Origin of the sequence: Calothrix sp. PCC 7507 (genome assembly GCF_000316575.1) — a bacterium.
GTDB lineage: Bacteria > Cyanobacteriota > Cyanobacteriia > Cyanobacteriales > Nostocaceae > Fortiea.
In genome coordinates this window covers 5651761-5672704 of sequence record NC_019682.1, presented here as the reverse complement: position 1 = coordinate 5672704, position 20944 = coordinate 5651761, and the positions used below count along the sequence as shown (strand labels likewise).

Here is a 20944-nt window from a genome sequence, read left to right as displayed (position 1 = left end):
GAATAGTGATTTAAAATGTCTGATAATCTTGCTTTCTCAAAATTCAAGAGTCAAGAATTTAATGCCATATCAGAACTACTTTGCAATATTTTTGATACAAAAAAGTCAGAGCTAGAATTGCTTTACCAAGAAATAATCGATGATTTTAGAAAAGATGGATGGCCTCCTCATTTTGTCAGTCGTGACTTCTTTAAGAGCGAAGATGAAGAGTTTCAAAAAATCTACAAAATATCTCCTGTAATTGCCGTAGACTTGCCAAGCCTCTTTGAGCTAGATGATGGAATAAGTAACAAACCCACGATTGTAATCCTTGGCCAAGATTCTAAAAGCGATCAAAATTCTGAAAAGATAAGTCTTGGCACTCCTTATGGGTTGCACCATAAAGGCTCTCGTGAAGTTCTGAGGCGCACGAAGCTTTACTTTGAAATGATTACTACCCTGTTGGGTTTAGGCCATAGAGTATATTTGACAGACATCTATAAAGTTTGGGTCTGCGATCCGAAACGCCCTTATTACGGTGTAAAACTACCAAGGGTAGATCAAGATAAATTTGTAAGCGCTTTGAAATTAGAAATCCTGGCTATGAATCCTGTTGCTCTAGTGACTTGGGGAAAGGAATCAGCCAATAGCGTTGCTGAGATAAATCTCAGTATTCAACATTTGAATTTTCCTCATCCTAGTGGCACCGCCAATGGAACTTGGAAGAAGTTGATGGATCAATCACCTACCTATGAGAATAAGTTAGCATACTGGAATTTTGAGGTTTCCAAGTTACTACCTAGGAAAGTTTGATAATGCTCAACCATAAGGGTAGGTTACGATAAGGTAATCTACCCTTTCCCCTTGTGGTTTTGAATAGATACATCTTACTCCTAGATAATTTTGTGTGCAGATAATGGAAATTCATGAACTTGTTGTTGAGATGAAACTACTGGAGCGCCGATTGACTCTTTACGAGGAAAAATATGGTGTTCTTAGTGAGGATTTCTACAAAGCTCTCTTTGCTGGTAATCTCGCTCGCTATGACGAATATGACGAAACCCGTACTGACTTTAGTCGCTGGAAGGGTATATACGAAACATGGCTTCGCCGAAAGCGTTCATATACGGAGCAGATAAATCAACGTGAGCTAGCTGAGACGCTACGTTTTCAGCCAACTTATTAGGGAGGTCTCTCAAGATACAGCAAGATAATTGAAGTACCAAAATTGAAGTATGTAGGTAAATCGTGACAAACCACGAAGATAGTCATATTGAGTCACAAATAACCTGTGATGCGCTTCTTAGCTTAATGCGAAAGCAAATTTTGGATATTGAGCGCAAAGAAGCAAAGAATACTTGTGCAATCTTTCATCAAACAGGTAATCGGTTTGTATTCCTGTACCATCGAAAAAATAGCCCAAATGTAAGAATTTATTTTCGTGCTGAACCTGATTCAGAATTACATCAAGTTCCGCTCACCATAAATCTCCAGAAACGAACCAAAATTAATAACGCTTGGGAGAGAAATTTTCCTTACTTTTTTGAACTTTCACCATCTGATAATTTGGAGGAAGTTTCTGAGTTTCTCGTTCAAGAAGCTTATCCGCTTTCCTTCAAATCTGCTTCATCAATATTGAGGAAAGAACAGCCTGCACTATCTGAGCAGCGTCAAATAGTTGAAGCTGAAGGTTATTTCAATGCTAACAATATTGAAGATGCAAGGCGGCGAGTAACTACTTCTATTGTCCAGCGACAAGGGCAAGCAGAGTTTCGTCGTCAACTGTTAGAAGCCTATAATTATCAATGTCCAATAACGGGATGTAATGCTGAAGCTGCTCTCGAAGCAGCACATATCATTCCATACAAGGGTACTGAAACTAATCACATAGCTAATGGTTTGCCATTAAGAGCAGATATACATACTCTTTTTGATTTACATTTGCTATCTATTCATCCTAAGACACATAAAATTGTCATTTCTTCTGAATTGCAGGCAACTTCCTACATAGAATATATGGATCAAAGTGTGTCTTTACCAAAAGAAAAAATCGCACAACCAGACCCAGTTGCTTTGGCAAAACATTATAAGTTATTTCTCCAAAAATCCTGACACAAGACCCTCCAGCCACCTCACAATTCGTATTCAAGTTTTCATCGATCATGTGGCACAGGGTATTTATTCAGTTGATTGGGGAATGAAGGCGGAATTGATGCCCTTATTTAGAGATTTGGGATCGGTGAGTTGAGGGTTTTGAGTGATGCATTATGCTAGCGCTAATGCCTCATCTTAGCCTTGCCACGCCAGTAGGGTGGTCAATATGTTGTACCCTTATATCTTGAGTGGTGAAGCTGTCATGCTTCAAAAATAATTTGGCGATCGCCCAAAGGGCACTCCACGCAATTGCACCGTACAGCTAGGACTACTGGCAAATAATTTTTAAACTTTAAATTTTATGAAAGCAGTTGGTATTGACTTAGGCACAACAAATTCCGAAGTGGCAATCGTCGAAAACGGACAGGTGCGGGTATTACCAGGTGAAGATGGCGACTTGATTTTACCTTCCTGTGTGGGGTTTAGCGATACAGGTAAACTGCTGGTGGGACGAGAAGCACTGCGCCAGTATGCTGCGGCTCCTGAACGTACCGTGAAGTCAATTAAGCGGTGGATGGGAACTGACCACAAAACCACTTTAGGAGATAAAGAATATTTACCTCATGAAGTTTCTGCGATTATTCTCCGCGCTCTGAAGCAACGGGCTGAAAATGCTTTAGGAGAAACAATTACTCAAGCAGTAATTACAGTTCCCGCCTACTTTACAGACGCTCAACGGCAAGCCACTAAAACTGCTGGCGAAATCGCTGGGTTGGAAGTACTGCAAATTATCAACGAACCAACGGCGGCGGCTTTAGCTTATGATTTGCGTTCTGAAGAGACGGAACGGGTTGTGGTTTATGACTTGGGAGGTGGTACTTTTGACGTGTCGGTTGTGGAAATTACAGGCGAAGTCACAGAAGTACTAGCTAGTCATGGTAATAACCGCTTGGGTGGAGATGATTTTGACAGGCTTTTGCAACTCCATCTCGCGGATCTATTTCGTAAACAGCATAGTGTAGATGTGCCAGATGATGCATCCACCCAAGCGCGTCTTCTGCGAGCCGCAGAGCAGTTAAAAATTGATTTGAGTTCCCATGCTTTTGCCACAGTCCGGGAAGCCTTTTTGGGTAGTAAGGGCAAAACTGCACTACATCTAGAGACAGAAATAGCGCGAACAGATTTTGAAAAATTGATTCGCCCACTATTAGCAGAAACCCTAGAAGCCATTGACCGCGCCCTCACAGATGCCAATCTGGAACCCGATGAGATTGACAGGATTATCCTCGTTGGTGGTTCCACACGCATTCCTCTAGTACAACAAATGATCCAAGAGCATCTGGGACAAGCTCCCACCGATGGGATTCAACCAGACCTTTGTGTGGCATTAGGAGCCGCTTTACAAGCTGGGGTACTAGTGGGTGAATCCGTAGATGCCATTCTTGTAGATGTGATTCCTCATTCCTTGGGGATTGCTGCGGCTGTACCGACACCAGTGGGTATTATGCCAGGTTACTTTAGTGTGATTATTCCCCGTAACAGCGTTGTTCCCGTTTCTCGCTCTCATGTTTATTCCACCGTATCGGACGAGCAAGAAGTAGTGGAAATCGAAGTTTTTCAAGGTGAAAATGCGATCGCCGAGGAAAATGTACCTCTAGGTTCCTTTAAAGTGGAGAACTTACCACCCAAACCAGCAGGAGGTATTCAAATCGAAGTTCACTTTGACTTTGACCTGAATGGCATTCTCACTGTCACCACTACTGAGAAAGGCAAAGGGCAACAAGGAACGCTAGTAGTCAATAATGCAGGTATCCAGAAACTTTCTAGCCATGAATTGAAGCAAGCAAGAGCGGATTTAGAGGCATTGTTTGCAAGTGATGAAACAATTGAAATCTCCAGCGAAGAGACAAGCGAAGTAGTAGAAATCGCTCCAGAATTAGCAGCACTTTTAGACCGCGCTCAACAAGCACTGCTGACGGTAGAATCTGAACAAGCAGAGGCATTACAAGATTTATTAGGCCAGATCGAAAATGCGATCGCTCACAATAGTCCAGAACTACCTGAGTTAGAAGAAGAACTCTCAGATTTTCTGTACTACGCCAGTAGCAATGAAGAGTAGGGCATAGGGCATGGCAATTATCGACTATCTGAAAAAACTATGAAATGTCCTGTTTGTGGTGCAGTTTATCGTCCAACAAAGGGCAGCAGAGAAACAGGGAAAGATGAAGAACTAGTATCAATATCCACCTCATCCCCCTCCCCAACTTGCAGACGCTGCAAAGCAGACTTATCTGACTTGTTCCATATTCATGACCATGCCATCTGGTATCACAGACAAGCACTGCATTTATTGTCGCAAAAACTTTATCCAGAAGCAGCAACATACAACAATCAAGCTCTAGTTTTATATTACAGCAATGCAGACTTCCATACCTTGGCTGGGAAATTATCGGCATTGCAAGGAGAATGGAGAGAAGCAATCTTATCTTGGCAACAAGCACTCAAGTTTGATCCACAAAATGCCATTGCTTCTAATTGTCTACAAATGATTGAGCTAATGACACGCAATTAAAGACTCTGATCATCAAAAAGGCTGATACTGCAACGAGAAATACAGTCCATTATCTTGCAAAGAATCGCCCTGTTCTTTTACCTTAAATAACGGTAAACCATAATCTAAATGCAAATTCACCGCCTGTATAGCTTGCCATTCCATATAGAGAATGTGATTAGTTCCAGATCCTTTAACATGGGAGAATAAAAGCATGATGGGAGTAATTCGCCATGACCCTAACTACTGCCAAGTGGACAATTGACGAATATCATCACATGATTGACGCGGGGATTTTGAGTTCACGCAAAGTGGAATTACTGAAGGGGGAAATTGTCGAAATGTCACCGGAAGGGGAACCTCACGCTTACTGTAGTCATGAAGCTGCTGAGTATCTGGCAAATTTATTGGGCGATAGAGCTACAATACGCCAAGCTAAACCAATTACATTACCCAACGACTCAGAACCTGAACCAGATGTTGCCATTGTCCAACGTTTGGGACGCGAATATCGAGAACATCACCCCTACGCAGAAGATATATTTTGGCTAATCGAATATGCTAACTCTAGTTTGCCAAAGGATTTAGAGACAAAAAGCAAGATTTATGCAGAAGCGGGTATCCTAGAATATTGGGTCGTAAATCTACAAAAATTACACTTAGTGGTATTTCGAGAACCTTTAGATGGGGAATACGCGACAAAATTCACGCTGACGGAGGGAATAATTCAGCCCCTTGCATTCCCTGATATTTCGGTTTCTGTAGAACAAATTATTAACCGCTAATCTAATTTTAGAACCGTCAAAACCATAATTTTTGCACTGACCAAGTAAGCTGACAAATTACCCCAGGATAATTAGGAAGTCGCTCAAATTTACCGCCTAACTGTTTTGCTAAATTCTGCGATAGATTGGCTCTTTTTGAGATGAAATATGGCAGTTATTAAATATCTCTGAATAAATTATTTTAACTGTTAAAAAACCATATTTTTCCTGCGATATTAAATTGACAGATAATTCTTTTTGTCTGTACCTCACCAATGTGGGAATCGCTATATGGCAGTTATCGCTGGAGTCCAATACACTCATAAGGTCACGGTAGTGCCGTAACCCTACAAGCGACGATATAATTTTGTATTGTATCCAACTGAGAACCGCTATATTTGGTGAGTAGTTAAAGACTCTGATGGATGGAGTCAAGGGTCATGAATTTCCCCCTTGTCTCCCTGCTCCCTGGCGTAAGATATTCAGTAGTGCGATCGCTTGTGGTGGTATGGCTGTAAACCGAATCAGAACATGATGCTCATCAATAGGCGATTGTTTCATCACTTTGGCGTAGAGATATTCTTCTCCTACAGGCAATTCTGGTTGAGTCAATAACTTGAGCTTGAGATTACTTAATACTTCTAATACTTCAGTGGTGCGTAATTGCGCGCTGTTTTCTGAGATGCTGACTAGTTCTCCGGAAATTACCATACCAACGGCGTGTTTACCTTGTAAAATCACATACTCTACAGGTATTTCCGGCGCCAAATTCACCATTACCTCTTGATTTTCGGGTAAAAACAAATTATACCCACCACCAATGCCACCAATTTCGTAAAGGGTGATGGGTTCTTTAATCCCTTTGGGTTCTACCCGTAGCTTGCCATCAATTCTCAGGTCAATATCGGCGTCTTTTTTGGTATTCTCGGAAATCAAAATCTGTCCACCGACGGTATAAGTTTCGACACGAGCAGCTAGGTTGACATGGCTACCAATCACTGTATATTGAGCGCGTTTTTGAGAGCCGATATTTCCCGCGATCACTTCGCCTGTATTGATACCGATGCCCATTTCCAGACTCGGTAAATTCATTTGTTGATTTTGCTGGTTTACCTGCTGCATGGCTAATTGCATCGCCACAGCACAAGCGATCGCTCTTTGGGAGTCATCTTCACGACTAATCGGCGCACCAAACATGACAAATATCCCGTCACCAATAAACTCATTAATCGTACCTTTGTGCTGGTTAATGACATCCGTCATCGCTCCCAGGTAGAGATTGAGAATTTTCACGACTTGTTCAGGCGATAATTGTTCGGAAATAGCGGAAAATCCCCTTAAATCAGAAACGAGAATTGTGACTTTTCTCCGTTCTCCCCCCAGTGTTAACCCAGAAGGGGTTTCTAATAAATTGGCAACTACTTCATCAGTCAGGTAACGACCAAAAGTCTGCCGCATTTCACCAGCACTGTAAGCAAAATATTGAATCACCGCGATCGCAGACCATCCTAGCGCCATTAGTGGTGGTATAACCGGAATCCACCAGGAACATAAAAATGCCAAGTAACTACCACCAAGCAAACAGCCACCCGCAAATAAAATCATCACAGGTAGTTTATTGGTCTTACTGTTGCTGTGTCGCTGTTCCCAACACAAAATAGCACCCACCATCGACCAGACCAAAATCCACAGCCATTCCCACGGTTCAGGTAAAGTTTTTATTTGTGGGCGATCGTCCAACGCCGCACTCAAAATTTGACTAGTTAAATTCGCATGAATTGTCACACCAGCCATCCGTTCCGGGGGACTAAACAGACTACTGCTATAAGGAGTCAAAAATAGATCCTTTAAACTTTCAGCAGTGGAACCAATTAAGATAATTTTCCCTCGCATCAAGTCTGGTGGAATACGATTGTCTAAAACATCTGTTAAAGAAACTTTTGCAAACCGATTAATTGCTCCTCGATAATTCAAAAGCACTTGATAGCTACCTGCATCCGCCCGGACATAACCACCATCATCAGCTTCAAATATGGGAAAAATCCCTTTACCTAACTGCAAATAGTTTGAATTTGTTGCTGCTGGTTTGTCTGTAATTCCCTCACCTTTTAAGTACAACAATGCCAATTTCAGCCCAAAGCTTTCAATAGCACTACCATCTTTTGAATTGAGATACAGCAACCCCCGCCTAATTTTGCCATCTCCATCTACAGGCAAATCATTCGCTCCCACTTGGTTGAGTCTTTTGAGTTCTGGAGGTGACTCAACTAAAAAACTATCAGCCTTCTGCGAGACTTTTTGCACTCCAATTAAATTGGGTGTAGTCTCAAATATTTTCACTAGGCTTTGATGACCAGGATTGACTGGTAAATCTCGATAAACATCGAGTCCAATTGCTCTAGGTTGTTGCTGCTTAACATTCTCTAATACTCTGGCTAATTTAGCATCAGATATTGGCCACTGTCCTAGTTTGCTGATGTCTGGCTCATTGATTTCAACAATCACAATGCGCGAATCAATTGCTTCTTGAGGACGTAAAAGAAAAAACTGATCCAGTGCAGCTAACTCCAACAATTGCAGCAATCCAGTTAAACGCAGTGCTATCACTAACGCTGTCATATTGGGCACTGCCAGCAAAACTCCGCGCCATTGCCATATTTGCTGTTTCACCTTTGCCCACATAGATATTAAATCCTAAAGTTGATAATTCATAGAGTGGGGGCAGGGGGAGATGGGGGAGTGTGGGGGGAAAGAGAATTAATGCTTCCCTCTCCTCCCACACCTCCCTTTCTTCCCACACCTCCCTCTCCTCCCAGTCCCCAGTCCCCATTCCCCATTCCCCATTCCCTTTATTAATCAATCAATGGTGCTGTTGTCAGCCCATTCAACCCAACTGATTGTAAAAATTTTCGCCAGTCATCTTTGATTTTTTGATTATTTGGCTCAGTACGGCGTAACTCAATGAAAGTTGTCAGCGCTTCATGCCAAATTCCAGCTTTTGCATAAAGGGCTGGGCGTTTACGTAATTCTGCTTGTGCTAGGGCTTTTGACAGGGTTAATTCTGGTTGTGTGCGTTCTACCCATCCTTCAGAAGTAGGATTTTTGCTAGGATTTTGCTCACTACAAATTAATGCTAAATACCAATGATAACGCTTACCTACTTCTAAAGTAGGGGCACTCTCCGGAAGACGGAAACCAATAATTCCTGATCTATTTGGTAGATTCAAAGTTGTTTCATAAACTTGACTCTGATCCTGATCAGCCAAAAGCACAAATTGGGCTGTTTTGACTGAAGCTGCAGGCAAATACCAGAAAAAGGTGGGACGTTCTGCAAAAGTCAATCCTAATTTCTCTCTGGGAATTAGGGGGATTAATTGCTTACTTTTTTGCAGGCAGTAATTACCACGAGTTGCACCGCCAACGCTGGCTGGTGGTAAGTCCCGCTTTGGTGGTTTAAATCCCTGACTGATTTGCCAAACTTTTAGCTGTTGAATTGGCGATGCAGGGTTTAATTGAGTTTGTATTGGTGCGGCAAAAGTAGAAATCGAGACAAATTCCAAACACAAAGGCAAGGAAAATGTGAGGAAATATTGAAAATGCTTCATCCATTTCATATTAGTTAGCTCTGTAAATATTTAAAGTGCCTTGATGGTTGATGCACCAAAACTGATGTAGCTGTTCTCAATAAAGTTAAATACAGTTTTTGTAGGGATATAGGTGCAAAATATTGTAAGTGTTCCCTACTACGTATTGCATTCAACTGAGAACCAGCATAAATTTTCACTTACGAGACGGAACCAGAAGTTTTATACGTTTTGGTAAATTTAGTTACCTAAGTAAAGTATTCCCAATAGCAAGCTCAGATTTTGCATTCAGCCGCAAAATCTGATACCAATTTAAAAAATATTTGCAACATATGGATTGTCGTCAAGGACAGGGAAACCCAGCCTATGCAATTAGGACTTACGCAAGTGTCATATTTTTTTCGTGCAGGTTGTCAAGGGTCAAAAGGAGCCACTGCGTTGGACGGGTTTCCCGGCTTGAAGCAAGTGGCGCGGGAAACCCGCCTACGGCGCTGGTTGCTCTTGACCCTTGACAAGTATAGGTGTGCCAGTTGCGTAAGTCCTGACAATTTATCTGGCAAGTATTACAAATTACCTAAAGCTATGACTGTATTTTGACCGCCAAAGCCAAAACCAAAGCACAGTATCCGCTTTGCTTGACTTTGACGTGCAGATAGCACTAAGTCTAAATCAAACTCTGGCTGCTGCAATCCCACGCATGGCGGTAAAATTTGATGCTGCAAAGCCATGAGTGAAAAAGCCACACCTAAGGCTCCTGATGCACCTATGGTGTGACCTGTGGCTCCTTTAGTGGAGCTAACTGGTATTTTGTTGGGAAATAAACCCTGAATAACCTTGCTCTCCATACGGTCATTTAGTTGTGTAGCGGTGCCGTGAGCATGGATGTAATCAATGTCTGCTGGTGTCACGCTACTACGTTCTAGACATAGTTTGACAGATGCGATCGCACTTTTTCCTTCTGGTTCTGGCGCATTTACATGATAAGCGTCATTTGTCAAGCTAAAACCCAGTATTTCACCATACACCTTTGCTTGGCGCTGCTTTGCCAACTCAGCTGATTCTAAAACAAACACAGCTGCACCTTCGCCTAAAACCAAGCCTTCCCGGTGTAAATCAAAGGGATAGGCTCCTGTTTTTGCTAAAGCACCCATCTGCTGAAACCCTGTCAAAGTCAGGGGTGTAATCGGTGCTTCTACCGCTCCAGCAATTACCCGGTGACATTGTCCAGTTTGCACGAGAGCAGCTGCTTGAGCGATCGCCCACATTCCAGTTGCACAAGCCGCCATCGGTGCTAAAACAATCCCCGTTGCACCGATTTGTCGCGCCACAGCGATCGCATTCATATGCGGTAAGGTATCTAACCAGTCTTCTAAATAAACTCCTTGATCAGAGGAGCAGGGGAGATTTTTAGATTCTTCCTCTAAACTTTTTGCCCTATCTCTGTTTTTATTGTGCAATTGCTTTGCTAATCTCTCCCAGTCAGCCTGATAACTGCGACTTGAGCCAATGACTACAGCACAATCAGGTAACGGTGAAACTAAGCCAGCATCTTTTAATGCAGAAGCAACAACCAGCTGAGTAAGACTTTTCAACTCAGCTGGTTGTTGAGCAATTAATGCTAAAGGAAGTGGCGCTAATTCTGGAAACGGTTGATGCAATTTAATTCCCGTTTCACCTGCAATCAACTTTTGCCAGCTATCCTCTAAATTTTCTCCTAAAGCGGAAACTAAACCAATACCAGTGACAACAACCTTAAGCAATTTGAAATTGGGATTAGGGACTGGGGATTGGGGATTGGGGACTGGGGACTGGGAACTGGAGTTATCTATCATATATTCTCCCCCTGCTCCCCTGCCCCCTGCTCCCATTCGGCTACGCTCACGGCAAGCCTGCTCCCTGCCCCATACTAGCTGGGTGTTTTCAGGTTTTCTGAACCTTTGGTGACTTTTGCGGTGTCTATGCGATCGCCTTGTTGAATCTTGTTCACCACGTCAAAGCCTTCGGTGACATTACCAAACACGGCGTAGTTCCCGTCTAAAAAGCCTAGATCCGCTAGAGCAAAGTAAAATTGGGAAGATGCGGAATTGGGTTGCTGCGATCGCGCCATTGCAACTGCACCAAGTTTATGAGTCAACACAGGTGTTTCCGTAATCGTTTTACCGTAAACTGGTTGCTGTGCCCCTTTTGCTTTAATTTCTAAGGGTACATAGCGCTCATTCCCGGTTTTAGGATCAATATAACCGCCTGTTCCTAGTCTATTGGCTGGAAATTTTGGGTCTTTACCTTGTGGATCTCCCCCTTGTACCACGAATGGTTGGGGTTCACGCACAACTCGATGGAAAACTAAACCATCATAAACACCCTTTTGGACTAAATCTACAAAATTACCAGCTGTAATTGGGGCATTAGTGCCATCTACTTCGATAGTAATTGGCGACCCTTTAACTGTGACTACCACCGTAGCCTTACCTTCAAGCCGTGGTAAATCTTTCATTCCAGGAATACTCTCACTAGTAGTTTCAGATACAGATGTTGCTTCAGTGGTTGTCTTGCTGCTTGTCTCAGTTGCTGTGGAAGTAGCTGTAGAGGTTGGCGAAGAAGCTTTAGAAGCGTCTTGCGGCGTTGAACATCCTCCCAACATCAACCCACCAACAATCAAAAGAGCAACTAAAAATTGTGAAAGTTTTAACCGCATTACCAATTACTGACTCAACCAGAGTATCTTATCTTCTCTGATCCATTTTAGATGGCAAATTTTTAGATTGGGTACTGGAATCTCTCAGAGATAATATAGACATCAGATATGCTACGCCAGTAATTATGACTCAAGCTCTAGCAGTACCCACAGCACCTGTTGAAGGTTCTCGTATTATTCTTTATGATGTCAGTTGGGAAACCTACGAGAAGCTTTTAGACGCATTTGCTGAACATCCAAAACTGCGGATGAATTATTATCACGGTACATTGGAATTGATGACACCATTACCAGAACATGAAACATATGGCTGGACTTTTGGCAGGTTAATAACTGTTCTAACTGAAGAGTTAGGGATGGAAATTCGAGGTTTAAAATCTACTACCTGGCGTTCCCAACCGAAATCTGTGGGGAAAGAAGCTGATGAATGTTTTTATATCCAAAACGAAGCAAAAGTTCGCAATAAATTAGATATCAACTTAAAAAACGACCCACCACCTGATTTAGCAATCGAAATTGATACAACCAATTCATCGGTTGATAAAATGGCAATTTATGCCGGGTTAAAAGTGCCTGAAGTTTGGCGATATGAAGAAGGTAAATTAATCATCAATATTCTGACAGATGCGGTCTACATAGAGTCAGAAGCCAGTTTGGCTTTCGGTACATTCCCGGTCAAAGAATTAACCAAATTTCTGCAACTGGACTCTCAAAAAGGCGAAAATGCCAGAATGCGAGAGTTTAGGGAGTGGGTGCGATCGCATAGCCTCGCCTCTAACAGTTAACAGTTAACAGTCAACAGTTACTTCCCCTTGCTCCCTGCCCTTACAGTCCTTCCAGAGGTACTCCTAAAAAACGAGCTAGCTCTGCGCCTTGAGTTTCCAGTTCTGTTAAGGGTAACGGTTGACCTACCCTAGTCAAAGGAATGTCTCGCCGACCTTTAACACGTAAGTAGAGTGCGCGCACAGGATTCAGACCTTCTTTCAGGACTATTCGCACGGATTGCACATCTTGTATGCTGTTATCAATCTCAATGTGACGGTTTTTCCCAGGAAATCCGTAACGGAAAATCTTGAATGTGCCATTCTCCTGATTAAATTCGTTGTAGCCGCCGCCAACGTCCCATAAAATAACCAGCCACAGGTATAAGGCTAAAAGCAAACCAGCCGTGCCATATAACCCCATGACGATTCCCTGAGGGACGAATACCAGTTGAGTTGGATCAGTAACTATGAGTAAATTAACCTTTAGGTAACTGGATAGCCCAGCCAGGAAAAATCCTGTCGCTCCCAAGGTAACGATAGTTGCCCACCAGTAGTTGCTGAACCGACGAGAACCGAGAACGTTTTGATGCAGGACTCGTGAAGCAGAGCGATCGCCATTAGGCGAGTCACCCTTGTGAATTGTTGATGCCGTCATTGAACTATCTTGGCTCGTGATATGTTCTCTTTAAAAGTCTCCCATTGGAGCAGTATGTATTGCAAGTTAATGTTGGGCATTGGTCAAGAGTCAGGTGTCAGGTGTCAAGAGTTAGGAGTCAGGAGTCAGGAGTTATTCTCCCTCATCTCCCTCATCCTCCCCTGCCCCCTGCCTCCACTCCCCAATCCCAATTGTTGAGATTTCTGAGAAAAGTTGTGTCAGATTGTAAAATTTCTGATATTCATAATATCTATATAGCTTTGTGTTAAATACCTGTTTCGCTGGCGCGGATCGGGCAAAAACACCAACCAATGTGATAAGTTAAGAATCATTAAGTTACCAGAAACTAGATTCCTAGCTAATGGTACGGGTAATGGCATAGCCCTGAGAAATGCTGACTAACTAGGCAGCAGACTCTCAGAATCTCAGTAGCTTTAACGGCTCTGAGATTGTCAAAAAACGTTAATTCCTCAGAAAACGTTGCAATTTTAGTAAAAAGAGGATTTTAGTTCGATGACCATCGCAGTTGGACGCGCACCCAGTAGAGGGTGGTTTGACGTTCTAGACGACTGGTTGAAACGCGATCGCTTCGTATTCGTAGGGTGGTCAGGAGTATTACTATTCCCGACAGCCTACCTAGCACTAGGCGGATGGCTAACCGGCACAACCTTCGTCACCTCGTGGTACACCCACGGACTAGCGTCATCCTACCTAGAAGGATGTAACTTCATCACAGTCGCAGTATCAACACCAGCAGACAGCCTAGGACATTCCTTGTTGCTGTTGTGGGGACCAGAAGCTCAAGGAGACTTGACAAGATGGTTCCAACTAGGAGGACTGTGGGCATTCGTGGCGCTACACGGAGCCTTTGCACTCATTGGCTTCATGTTGAGACAATTTGAAATTGCCCGGCTAGTAGGGATACGTCCATACAACGCCCTAGCATTTTCTGCGCCCATCGCCGTATTTGTCAGCGTCTTCCTGATGTACCCATTGGGACAATCCAGCTGGTTCTTCGCACCCAGTTTCGGAGTCGCAGGCATCTTCCGGTTCATCCTCTTCATCCAAGGATTCCATAACTTCACCCTCAACCCCTTCCACATGATGGGAGTAGCCGGGGTATTGGGTGGAGCATTGTTGTGCGCCATTCACGGTGCGACAGTCGAAAACACCTTGTTTGAAGACGGAGAATCATCCAACACCTTCAAAGCATTCAACCCCACCCAAGCAGAAGAAACCTACTCAATGGTGACTGCAAACCGATTCTGGTCACAGATATTCGGGATTGCTTTCGCCAACAAGCGTTGGTTACACTTCTTCATGTTGTTTGTGCCAGTCACCGGTTTGTGGATGGCTGCCATCGGCATCGTCGGTTTGGCACTCAACTTGCGGGCTTATGACTTCGTTTCCCAGGAATTACGGGCAGCCGAAGACCCAGAGTTTGAAACTTTCTATACCAAAAACATTTTGCTGAACGAGGGTATCCGCGCTTGGATGGCTCCTCAAGATCAACCCCACGAACAATTTGTATTCCCTGAGGAGGTATTGCCTCGTGGTAACGCTCTCTAATAGATCTTCGGTCATAAGTGGCGGACGCGACCTAGAGTCAAGCGGTTTTGCTTGGTGGTCTGGTAACGCTCGTTTGATTAATTTATCAGGCAAACTGCTTGGCGCTCACGTTGCCCATGCTGGCTTGATCGTCTTCTGGGCGGGAGCGATGACTTTGTTTGAAGTCGCTCACTTTATCCCTGAAAAGCCCATGTATGAGCAGGGCTTGATTCTACTACCTCACCTCGCCACCTTAGGGTGGGGTGTCGGTCCTGGTGGTGAAGTGTTTGACACTTTCCCTTACTTTGTCGTTGGTGTACTCCACCTGATTTCTTCAGCCGTGCTGGGTTTTGGCGGTATTTATCATGCTGTCCGTGGACCAGAAACCTTAGAAGAATATTCTTCTTTCTTCGGTTACGACTGGAAAGACAAGAACAAGATGACCAACATCATCGGGTTTCACCTGATCATCCTCGGATCTGGTGCGCTCTTGTTGGTACTGAAAGCTATGTTCTTTGGTGGCGTGTATGACACCTGGGCACCAGGTGGTGGTGATGTTCGTGTGATTACGAACCCAACACTAAACCCAGCAGTCATCTTCGGTTATTTGATTAAGTCTCCCTTCGGTGGCGAAGGTTGGATTGTTAGCGTCGATAACTTGGAAGATGTCATTGGTGGTCACATCTGGATTGCCTTCATCTGTATTGCTGGCGGTATCTGGCACATCTTCACCAAGCCTTTTGCTTGGTCACGTCGTGCATCCATCTGGTCTGGTGAGGCTTACCTCTCCTACAGTTTGGGCGCTCTTTCCCTGATGGGCTTCATTGCTTCCATCATGGTTTGGTACAACAACACTGTTTACCCCAGTGAATTCTTTGGTCCCACTGGCCCAGAAGCTTCTCAAGCACAAGCTTTGACCTTCTTGATCCGTGACCAACGCTTAGGTGCTAACGTCGGTTCTGCACAAGGACCCACAGGTCTAGGTAAATACTTGATGCGCTCCCCCACAGGTGAAATCATCTTCGGTGGTGAAACCATGCGCTTCTGGGATTTCCGCGGACCCTGGTTGGAGCCTCTACGTGGTCCTAACGGTCTTGATTTAGAAAAAATCAAGAATGATATTCAGCCTTGGCAGGCTCGTCGTGCTGCTGAATATATGACCCATGCGCCTCTAGGTTCTTTGAACTCTGTAGGTGGTGTGGCTACCGAAATCAACTCCTTTAACTACGTCTCTCCTCGTGCGTGGTTAGCATGTTCTCACTTCGTATTAGGTTTCTTCTTCCTCATTGGTCACTTGTGGCACGCTGGTCGCGCCCGCGCCGCAGCTGGTGGTTTTGAGAAGGGTATTGACCGTGAGAATGAACTAGCAATGAACTTGACAGAACTCGACTAGTTTTAAAATTTCTTTCATCACTGACAAGCGAATTTTTTATAAGCTCTTGCTAAAAAGCAAGAGCTTTTTTTTGATTTTTGAACACTATGTCCGGGTTTTGGTGGGCTACGTGTAATTCAAAAATCAAAAAGTAGTTCTATATTACGAGTTATAACTTATTTAACTGTCTCCTACATTCATTGCGGCTAACATAGCCTTCTGGCTAACATCTTGATAAACTATATGTAAATACTTCATGACAACTTCGGTCGAAGTTAAATTTACTAAATTTTCCTCTTCCTTAGCTAACGGAATCGCTCCCAATACATCTAAAACAGTCTCACTACCTGATGGTGCAATCACTACTAAAGAAGATTCTAGTGGCTCATTATATTGCCAGAAAGAATCTATTTTCACTGCATATTGGCTGTTGTCAACTAACTGTTCAACATCCTGTATTTTATCTGTTGAGACTTCAACTTTCACACCGCGTAATTTGCGTAAATCACTAATAATTTGTTCCTTGGTGCGTCCGCGCAATTGAAACAGTACAAACGGGTCTTCACTGAAGCGATCGCTTAATTGATAGTATATTGCACCAATATGTTTACAAGGATTTGCCTTATCAGGGCAAGAGCATTTACTCTGGACATCAGATAGGGTAAAAGGAAATAACGACAGTCCATTGGCAGTAAACACTTCTTCTATATTTTGCGGCATTTCTCCTGCTAATAACTTGGCAGCAAAAATTGCTCTTTGAGACATAGTTTCAATTACATAACCCCATTGTTCATCACTAAACGGTTCCAGGGATAATGAAACTTTATAAGGTTCCACTTCACTACCTTGGACTCTAGCTAATACTTTTGCACCTTTAAACTCGATATTAAGAACATTTCCCTGGCGAGCGTAGTTTCTAGCGCGTTCCAAACGCTTTTTAAAGCGATAGGAATCTAATAACTCAAGCCACCGTTGTGACCACCATTCTCGATTTATTTGTGGGGTAGAGTTAGTCATATATTAATGCAAAAATTAGACTTATTCATTTAAACGGTTTTCAATTGCAGTCCGCAACGTCTGAAATCCTGAGTTGCTGTGAATATCAAGTGTCAAAGCATTCATGTCACTCAGCAGCTTGATGATATCAGCAGACTTTTCACGGATTTTGGTATACAGATTAAGTTTCTCTTGAAATCCTTGCAAATTAGCACCGCTAACTTTTTTCATCTCCTCATCTAACTCTTGAGTTTTGTTTTCCCAATAACCAATATATTTAAGTGCTTGAACTGGATCGTGAATTTGAGCATCTGCTAAAAAAATAGGGAAAATTCTATCGTACATTTCCCCATTCTTTTCAATCTCCACCATTTCGTACATACAATTTGGTGATTTTAAATACTCGTCGCTGATGACCACAATCACGCATTTACCGCGACTCAATCGTTGCATGAATTCCTGAAATCTTCCTTTATAGCCAACCGTATTACTATCACGAATAATCTTGATATCTGTTTCCTGAAACGCTTGCTCTATTTGTGCAACTACTTTAGGGCTTTGTTCATCTCTCCAAGTATAGGAGATAAAAACTTCCTTTTTCTGGCTCTCTGGTAGCCGATGTTTTGGTGATTCATTGCTGTTGCGCTCCAGTTCCCATTGCAACTGCGTAACTTGGGGATTGAATTCCCGATTTGCTTCCTGGGGTTGCAGTCCCTGTAACTGGATCAATCGTGCCTCTAGGCTAGCGACTTCTTTTTGTTTCTCCTCCAGTTCAATCACCAAATCCACTGGAACTCGAATCCCATAACCAGCTTTTTGCACTTCTAATATCTGGAGGAAGTGACGAGCGCGGTTGAGAGCAAGCTCTAGTGCTTCTTGATTATCCATAGGGTTGTATAAAAAATTAGATATAAGTACAGCATTTCATTAAATCAGTTATCAGTGAACAGTGAACAGTTATCAGGTACAGCAGATTGTAAGGTGAGGTACAGATGATCGTCAGGGCACTGTTCATTGGTGTCAACTTAAGCTACAGATGGCTTATTTATTCGCTGACACACCCGCCCTGAGCGGAGTCGAAGGGCTGATAGGCAAAGTTTACCGTAGGGGCATCGGCACTGCCGTGCCCTGATGAGAACGTTAACTACGACTATTATTTTGTCTGATGCATTTTGGGCTGAAAACCCTCAGAGTCAACAGCCTAGGCACTGCCGTGTTACTACTGTGTACTCCATTTACTTGAAAAACGCTGTATCAGTGTTTTGAGTTGATAACTGATAACTGATAACTGATTATTCCACCTTACCTCGCAACCGCTCAACCAATCGGCGCGTCCAATCCAAGGTCTGATCGCGCAGACGTTCTCGAATTTCCAAGGCTGCCTGTGCCCAGAGTAGCGCTTCTGTATAGCGCCCCTCCTTCTCCAGAACTTGCGCCAGCCCCTCTTGAGCATCAGCTACCAAGTCTTGCCGTCCCACTTCCTGTGCCAGAGGTAACTCACGCTCGTACCAGATGCGGGCTTCTGTAGGGCGATCGCGACCAAGGGCTAGACTTCCCAAATTTCCGCAACAAGTCACTTGATGTTCGGTAAATCCTATCTTTTCAGCGATCGCCAACGCTTGCTTGTAGTAGGACTCACTGTGATCGTAGTTTTTTTGCTTGTAGGCAACTGATCCCAGAGAGTTGAGGGCGATCGCCTCATTCTGTTCCTCCCCCAACTCTCGGTAAATTGCTAACGCCTCCTGGTACAGCCGCTCCGCCTCCGCCCAGTCCTGGCGTTGCTCTGCGATCTGTCCTTGCAACTGAATTGTAGCAGCCTTGTCCCGACGACTACCGCCCCGCTCCATCGCCTCTGCCATCTGAGCCGCCCAACTTGCTGCCCGATCTGTCTCTCCCCGAAAGTAGTAAGTCCAGGCAACATTATTGGCACCCCAACCAGCATTACTCCATTGACTCAGAGCCTTTCCGGCCTGATATCGCCACTCACCCAAGCGCACCCCCTCATCCCAGTAGCCTCGAAACCGGAGGAATCGAGACAAAGCGTTTTCCAAATCGATGAGCATCTGGGCAGCTTGTTGGTCTTTCAATACACCTGGGATACCTGCTATCTCCCGCAAGGTTGTCGCCACACCCTCTAGATTCTGCCACTCGGCTTCCAGGTTGTCATAGTTTTTGTAGGCATCTTTGCCGTCACCCCCATATTTCTGGGCAAAGTCCACCCAGTAGCGCAGGACTTTGCGTTGGGCTGCAGAGTCAAACCGGATTCCACTTAGGGGCACAGTGCCGACGGTATCTGTTCCGCCCACAGCAGCCCGGACATAGGTACGGGTGAGGGGGTGCAATCCAAACCGTTCTCCATCCAACTCATTCACCAAAGATAGTGTTACCAAACGCCCCAAAGAAACTTGGATCTCGGTGATGGCTAAATCGGTAGCATCTGCCAGTGCTGGAGTTTTTGCTGGTGTCAGAAATACAACTAGGGCAGACAGCACTGTGCGGTCATTTCCAGAGAGAATTTCGGCCGCATCGGCGAACAGAAACCCATAAAGATCGGTGGATTTGGCAGCATTCCGCAACCGCTCTAGGGCAACACTGATGGAATAGCCTTTGTGTGCCACCTGTCCCAATGTCCAATCCAGCGCTAAGGGGTTGCCACCAGATGCTTCATATAAAGCGGTTAATATCTCTCGTTTCGTTGCCTTTAGTTCCTGAGCTAGACGGGGTTGCGACTTTCCCTTCTCTGCCATTAATTCCAACGCTTCTGACTCTAAGAGCCGGTCTAAGCGGATGGTGACGGCGCTTTCCCCAGTACGGCGACGGCTGGTGATGATGGCTTTGTTGTGGTCGGGCAACTTCCGCAGAAACTCAGCAATCATGTCTCGTTCTTCTGCATTCAGCGTTTCCAAGTTGTCCCAAATTAGCAAGACGCGCCTTTTCCGCAGAGCGTCGAGGAGGGCACGGCGGCGTTCTGTGGCATCAGTCATTGTCTCAATATCTTTTCGCCCTAGTCCCTTGGCAAATTCTCGGCAGAAGCTATCAAGTGAAGACAGAGCCAGGGTTTCTTGGCGCACTCCCTCAGCCGAAAGCCAGGTAGTCTTGGCAGAAGCAAACAAGTAGGCATCAAACATCCCTTGCTTACGGGCAAGGTGTGCTACCTCCAATGCCAAAGTCGTTTTGCCCATACCACCGATACCGTCAATTGCTACACCCCAACCCCGTTCTTCCGGTGATAGTGCGTCCAAACAACGAGCAATTTCTTGTTTTCGTCCCACAAACACATCGGTATAGCGGGGCAGGTTATCAGGTACACTTGCTGGGCGCTTTCCCTGTAACAGGCTCAATCGTGCCTCTAGGCTAGATACTTCTTTTTGTTTCTCCTCCAGTTCAATCACCAAATCCACTGGAACCCGCAACCCATAACTAGCTTTTTGCACTTCCAATATCTGGAGAAACTGACGGGCGCGGTTGAGAGTTTGCTCTAGTGCTTCTTGATTATCCATAGAGTTATGTCAAAAATAAATCTAAGGGACTAGCAAATAAAAAAATATCCAATTAATGCTTGCGTGATCAGCTATCTTGCTGATTTGCCCGACTCACAAGATTGTACAATTTTTTCACGGCATCCCTAAAACGCGGAAGTTGGTGTTCGGAACTCGGAAGTTGGTGTTCGGAACTGGAAACTTGATGTTCAGAACTCGGAACTTGATGTTTGGAACTCGGAACTTGATGTTCGGAACTGGAAACTTGATGTTCGGAACGCGGAAGTTGGTGTTCAGAACGCGGAAGTTGGTGTTTGGAACTCGGAAGTTGGTTAGAACTTATGCATGTGTCACAGTCAAAGAATGGTGCGTGACGCTATCAGTCTTGAATCTACGTACAGAGTTTTGTTGCAGCGTCACACACCCTACAAATATCATGTCCTAGTTGCGTAAGTCCTGTTGG

Annotated in this window: 18 protein-coding genes; 9 read left to right on the top strand and 9 right to left on the bottom strand. The window is 44.2% G+C overall.

Features of this window, described 5'->3' with window-relative positions; translation table 11 throughout:
- The first annotated feature begins 15 nt into the window (after positions 1-15).
- The 5 genes from CAL7507_RS24325 to CAL7507_RS24305 all read left to right on the top strand — a co-directional run bounded on the left by CAL7507_RS24325 (position 16) and on the right by CAL7507_RS24305 (position 4645).
- Positions 16-792 carry a hypothetical protein gene (locus CAL7507_RS24325; RefSeq protein WP_015131142.1) on the top strand — a complete coding sequence of 259 codons (777 nt, stop codon included), beginning with the start codon at positions 16-18 and terminating at the stop codon, positions 790-792.
- A 130-nt stretch (positions 793-922) separates the two neighbouring features.
- A complete protein-coding gene (locus CAL7507_RS24320; protein ID WP_236556809.1) occupies positions 923-1165 on the top strand; it encodes a hypothetical protein in 243 nt (80 codons plus the stop codon).
- 62 nt (positions 1166-1227) lie between these two features.
- Positions 1228-2091, top strand: coding sequence for an HNH endonuclease (locus CAL7507_RS30240; RefSeq protein ID WP_015131140.1), 864 nt, complete (start codon positions 1228-1230; stop codon positions 2089-2091).
- Positions 2092-2434: 343 nt separating this feature from the next.
- On the top strand, positions 2435-4192 hold the full coding sequence (locus tag CAL7507_RS24310; protein ID WP_015131139.1) for an Hsp70 family protein: 1758 nt from the start codon (positions 2435-2437) through the stop codon (positions 4190-4192).
- 39 nt (positions 4193-4231) lie between these two features.
- Positions 4232-4645, top strand: a complete 414-nt coding sequence (locus CAL7507_RS24305) for a tetratricopeptide repeat protein (protein WP_015131138.1) — start codon at positions 4232-4234, stop codon at positions 4643-4645.
- Positions 4646-4657: 12 nt separating this feature from the next.
- Here the strand turns inward: CAL7507_RS24305 and CAL7507_RS32475 are convergent, their stop codons facing one another.
- Entirely contained in the window at positions 4658-4840 is a 183-nt protein-coding gene (locus tag CAL7507_RS32475) for a hypothetical protein (protein WP_042341541.1), read from the bottom strand.
- Positions 4841-4857: 17 nt separating this feature from the next.
- Here CAL7507_RS32475 and CAL7507_RS24295 point away from each other — a divergent pair, with 17 nt between their 5' ends.
- Complete coding sequence (locus CAL7507_RS24295; protein ID WP_015131137.1) at positions 4858-5409, top strand: Uma2 family endonuclease; 552 nt, start codon at positions 4858-4860, stop codon at positions 5407-5409.
- Between the two features lie 417 nt (positions 5410-5826).
- On the opposite strand, the gene CAL7507_RS24290 is transcribed toward CAL7507_RS24295, so the two are convergent.
- The 4 genes from CAL7507_RS24290 to CAL7507_RS24275 form a co-directional block, all read right to left on the bottom strand.
- A complete protein-coding gene (locus CAL7507_RS24290) occupies positions 5827-8070 on the bottom strand; it encodes a CHASE2 domain-containing protein (RefSeq protein ID WP_015131136.1) in 2244 nt (747 codons plus the stop codon).
- Between the two features lie 170 nt (positions 8071-8240).
- Positions 8241-9002 carry a DUF928 domain-containing protein gene (locus CAL7507_RS24285; protein ID WP_015131134.1) on the bottom strand — a complete coding sequence of 254 codons (762 nt, stop codon included), beginning with the start codon at positions 9000-9002 and terminating at the stop codon, positions 8241-8243.
- Between the two features lie 533 nt (positions 9003-9535).
- On the bottom strand, positions 9536-10804 hold the full coding sequence (locus CAL7507_RS24280) for a beta-ketoacyl-ACP synthase (protein ID WP_144051256.1): 1269 nt from the start codon (positions 10802-10804) through the stop codon (positions 9536-9538).
- Between the two features lie 74 nt (positions 10805-10878).
- The gene (locus tag CAL7507_RS24275; RefSeq protein ID WP_015131131.1) at positions 10879-11667 is read right to left on the bottom strand and encodes a peptidylprolyl isomerase; all 789 of its coding nucleotides are present in this window, start codon (positions 11665-11667) and stop codon (positions 10879-10881) included.
- 125 nt (positions 11668-11792) lie between these two features.
- On the opposite strand from CAL7507_RS24275, the gene CAL7507_RS24270 reads away from it, so the two are divergent.
- Positions 11793-12452 (top strand): Uma2 family endonuclease, encoded by a 660-nt coding sequence (locus CAL7507_RS24270; RefSeq protein ID WP_015131130.1) that lies wholly within the window; start codon positions 11793-11795, stop codon positions 12450-12452.
- A gap of 40 nt (positions 12453-12492) precedes the next feature.
- Here the strand turns inward: CAL7507_RS24270 and CAL7507_RS24265 are convergent, their stop codons facing one another.
- Positions 12493-13086 (bottom strand): photosystem I assembly protein Ycf4, encoded by a 594-nt coding sequence (locus CAL7507_RS24265; RefSeq protein WP_015131129.1) that lies wholly within the window; start codon positions 13084-13086, stop codon positions 12493-12495.
- Positions 13087-13599: 513 nt separating this feature from the next.
- On the opposite strand from CAL7507_RS24265, the gene psbD reads away from it, so the two are divergent.
- Both psbD and psbC read left to right on the top strand, forming a co-directional pair.
- Positions 13600-14655 carry a photosystem II D2 protein (photosystem q(a) protein) gene (psbD, locus tag CAL7507_RS24255; protein WP_015129954.1) on the top strand — a complete coding sequence of 352 codons (1056 nt, stop codon included), beginning with the start codon at positions 13600-13602 and terminating at the stop codon, positions 14653-14655.
- Positions 14639-16027, top strand: a complete 1389-nt coding sequence (gene psbC, locus CAL7507_RS24250) for a photosystem II reaction center protein CP43 (RefSeq protein ID WP_015131128.1) — start codon at positions 14639-14641, stop codon at positions 16025-16027. Before psbD ends, psbC begins: the two co-directional genes overlap by 17 nt.
- 159 nt (positions 16028-16186) lie before the next feature.
- Here psbC and CAL7507_RS24245 read toward each other — a convergent pair whose 3' ends face one another.
- The 3 genes from CAL7507_RS24245 to CAL7507_RS24235 all read right to left on the bottom strand — a co-directional run bounded on the left by CAL7507_RS24245 (position 16187) and on the right by CAL7507_RS24235 (position 20502).
- Positions 16187-17023 (bottom strand): SWIM zinc finger family protein, encoded by an 837-nt coding sequence (locus tag CAL7507_RS24245; RefSeq protein WP_015131127.1) that lies wholly within the window; start codon positions 17021-17023, stop codon positions 16187-16189.
- Positions 17024-17044: 21 nt separating this feature from the next.
- A complete protein-coding gene (locus CAL7507_RS24240; protein WP_015131126.1) occupies positions 17045-17890 on the bottom strand; it encodes a toll/interleukin-1 receptor domain-containing protein in 846 nt (281 codons plus the stop codon).
- 404 nt (positions 17891-18294) lie between these two features.
- Positions 18295-20502, bottom strand: coding sequence for a tetratricopeptide repeat protein (locus CAL7507_RS24235; RefSeq protein ID WP_015131125.1), 2208 nt, complete (start codon positions 20500-20502; stop codon positions 18295-18297).
- Between the last annotated feature and the right edge of the window lie 442 nt (positions 20503-20944).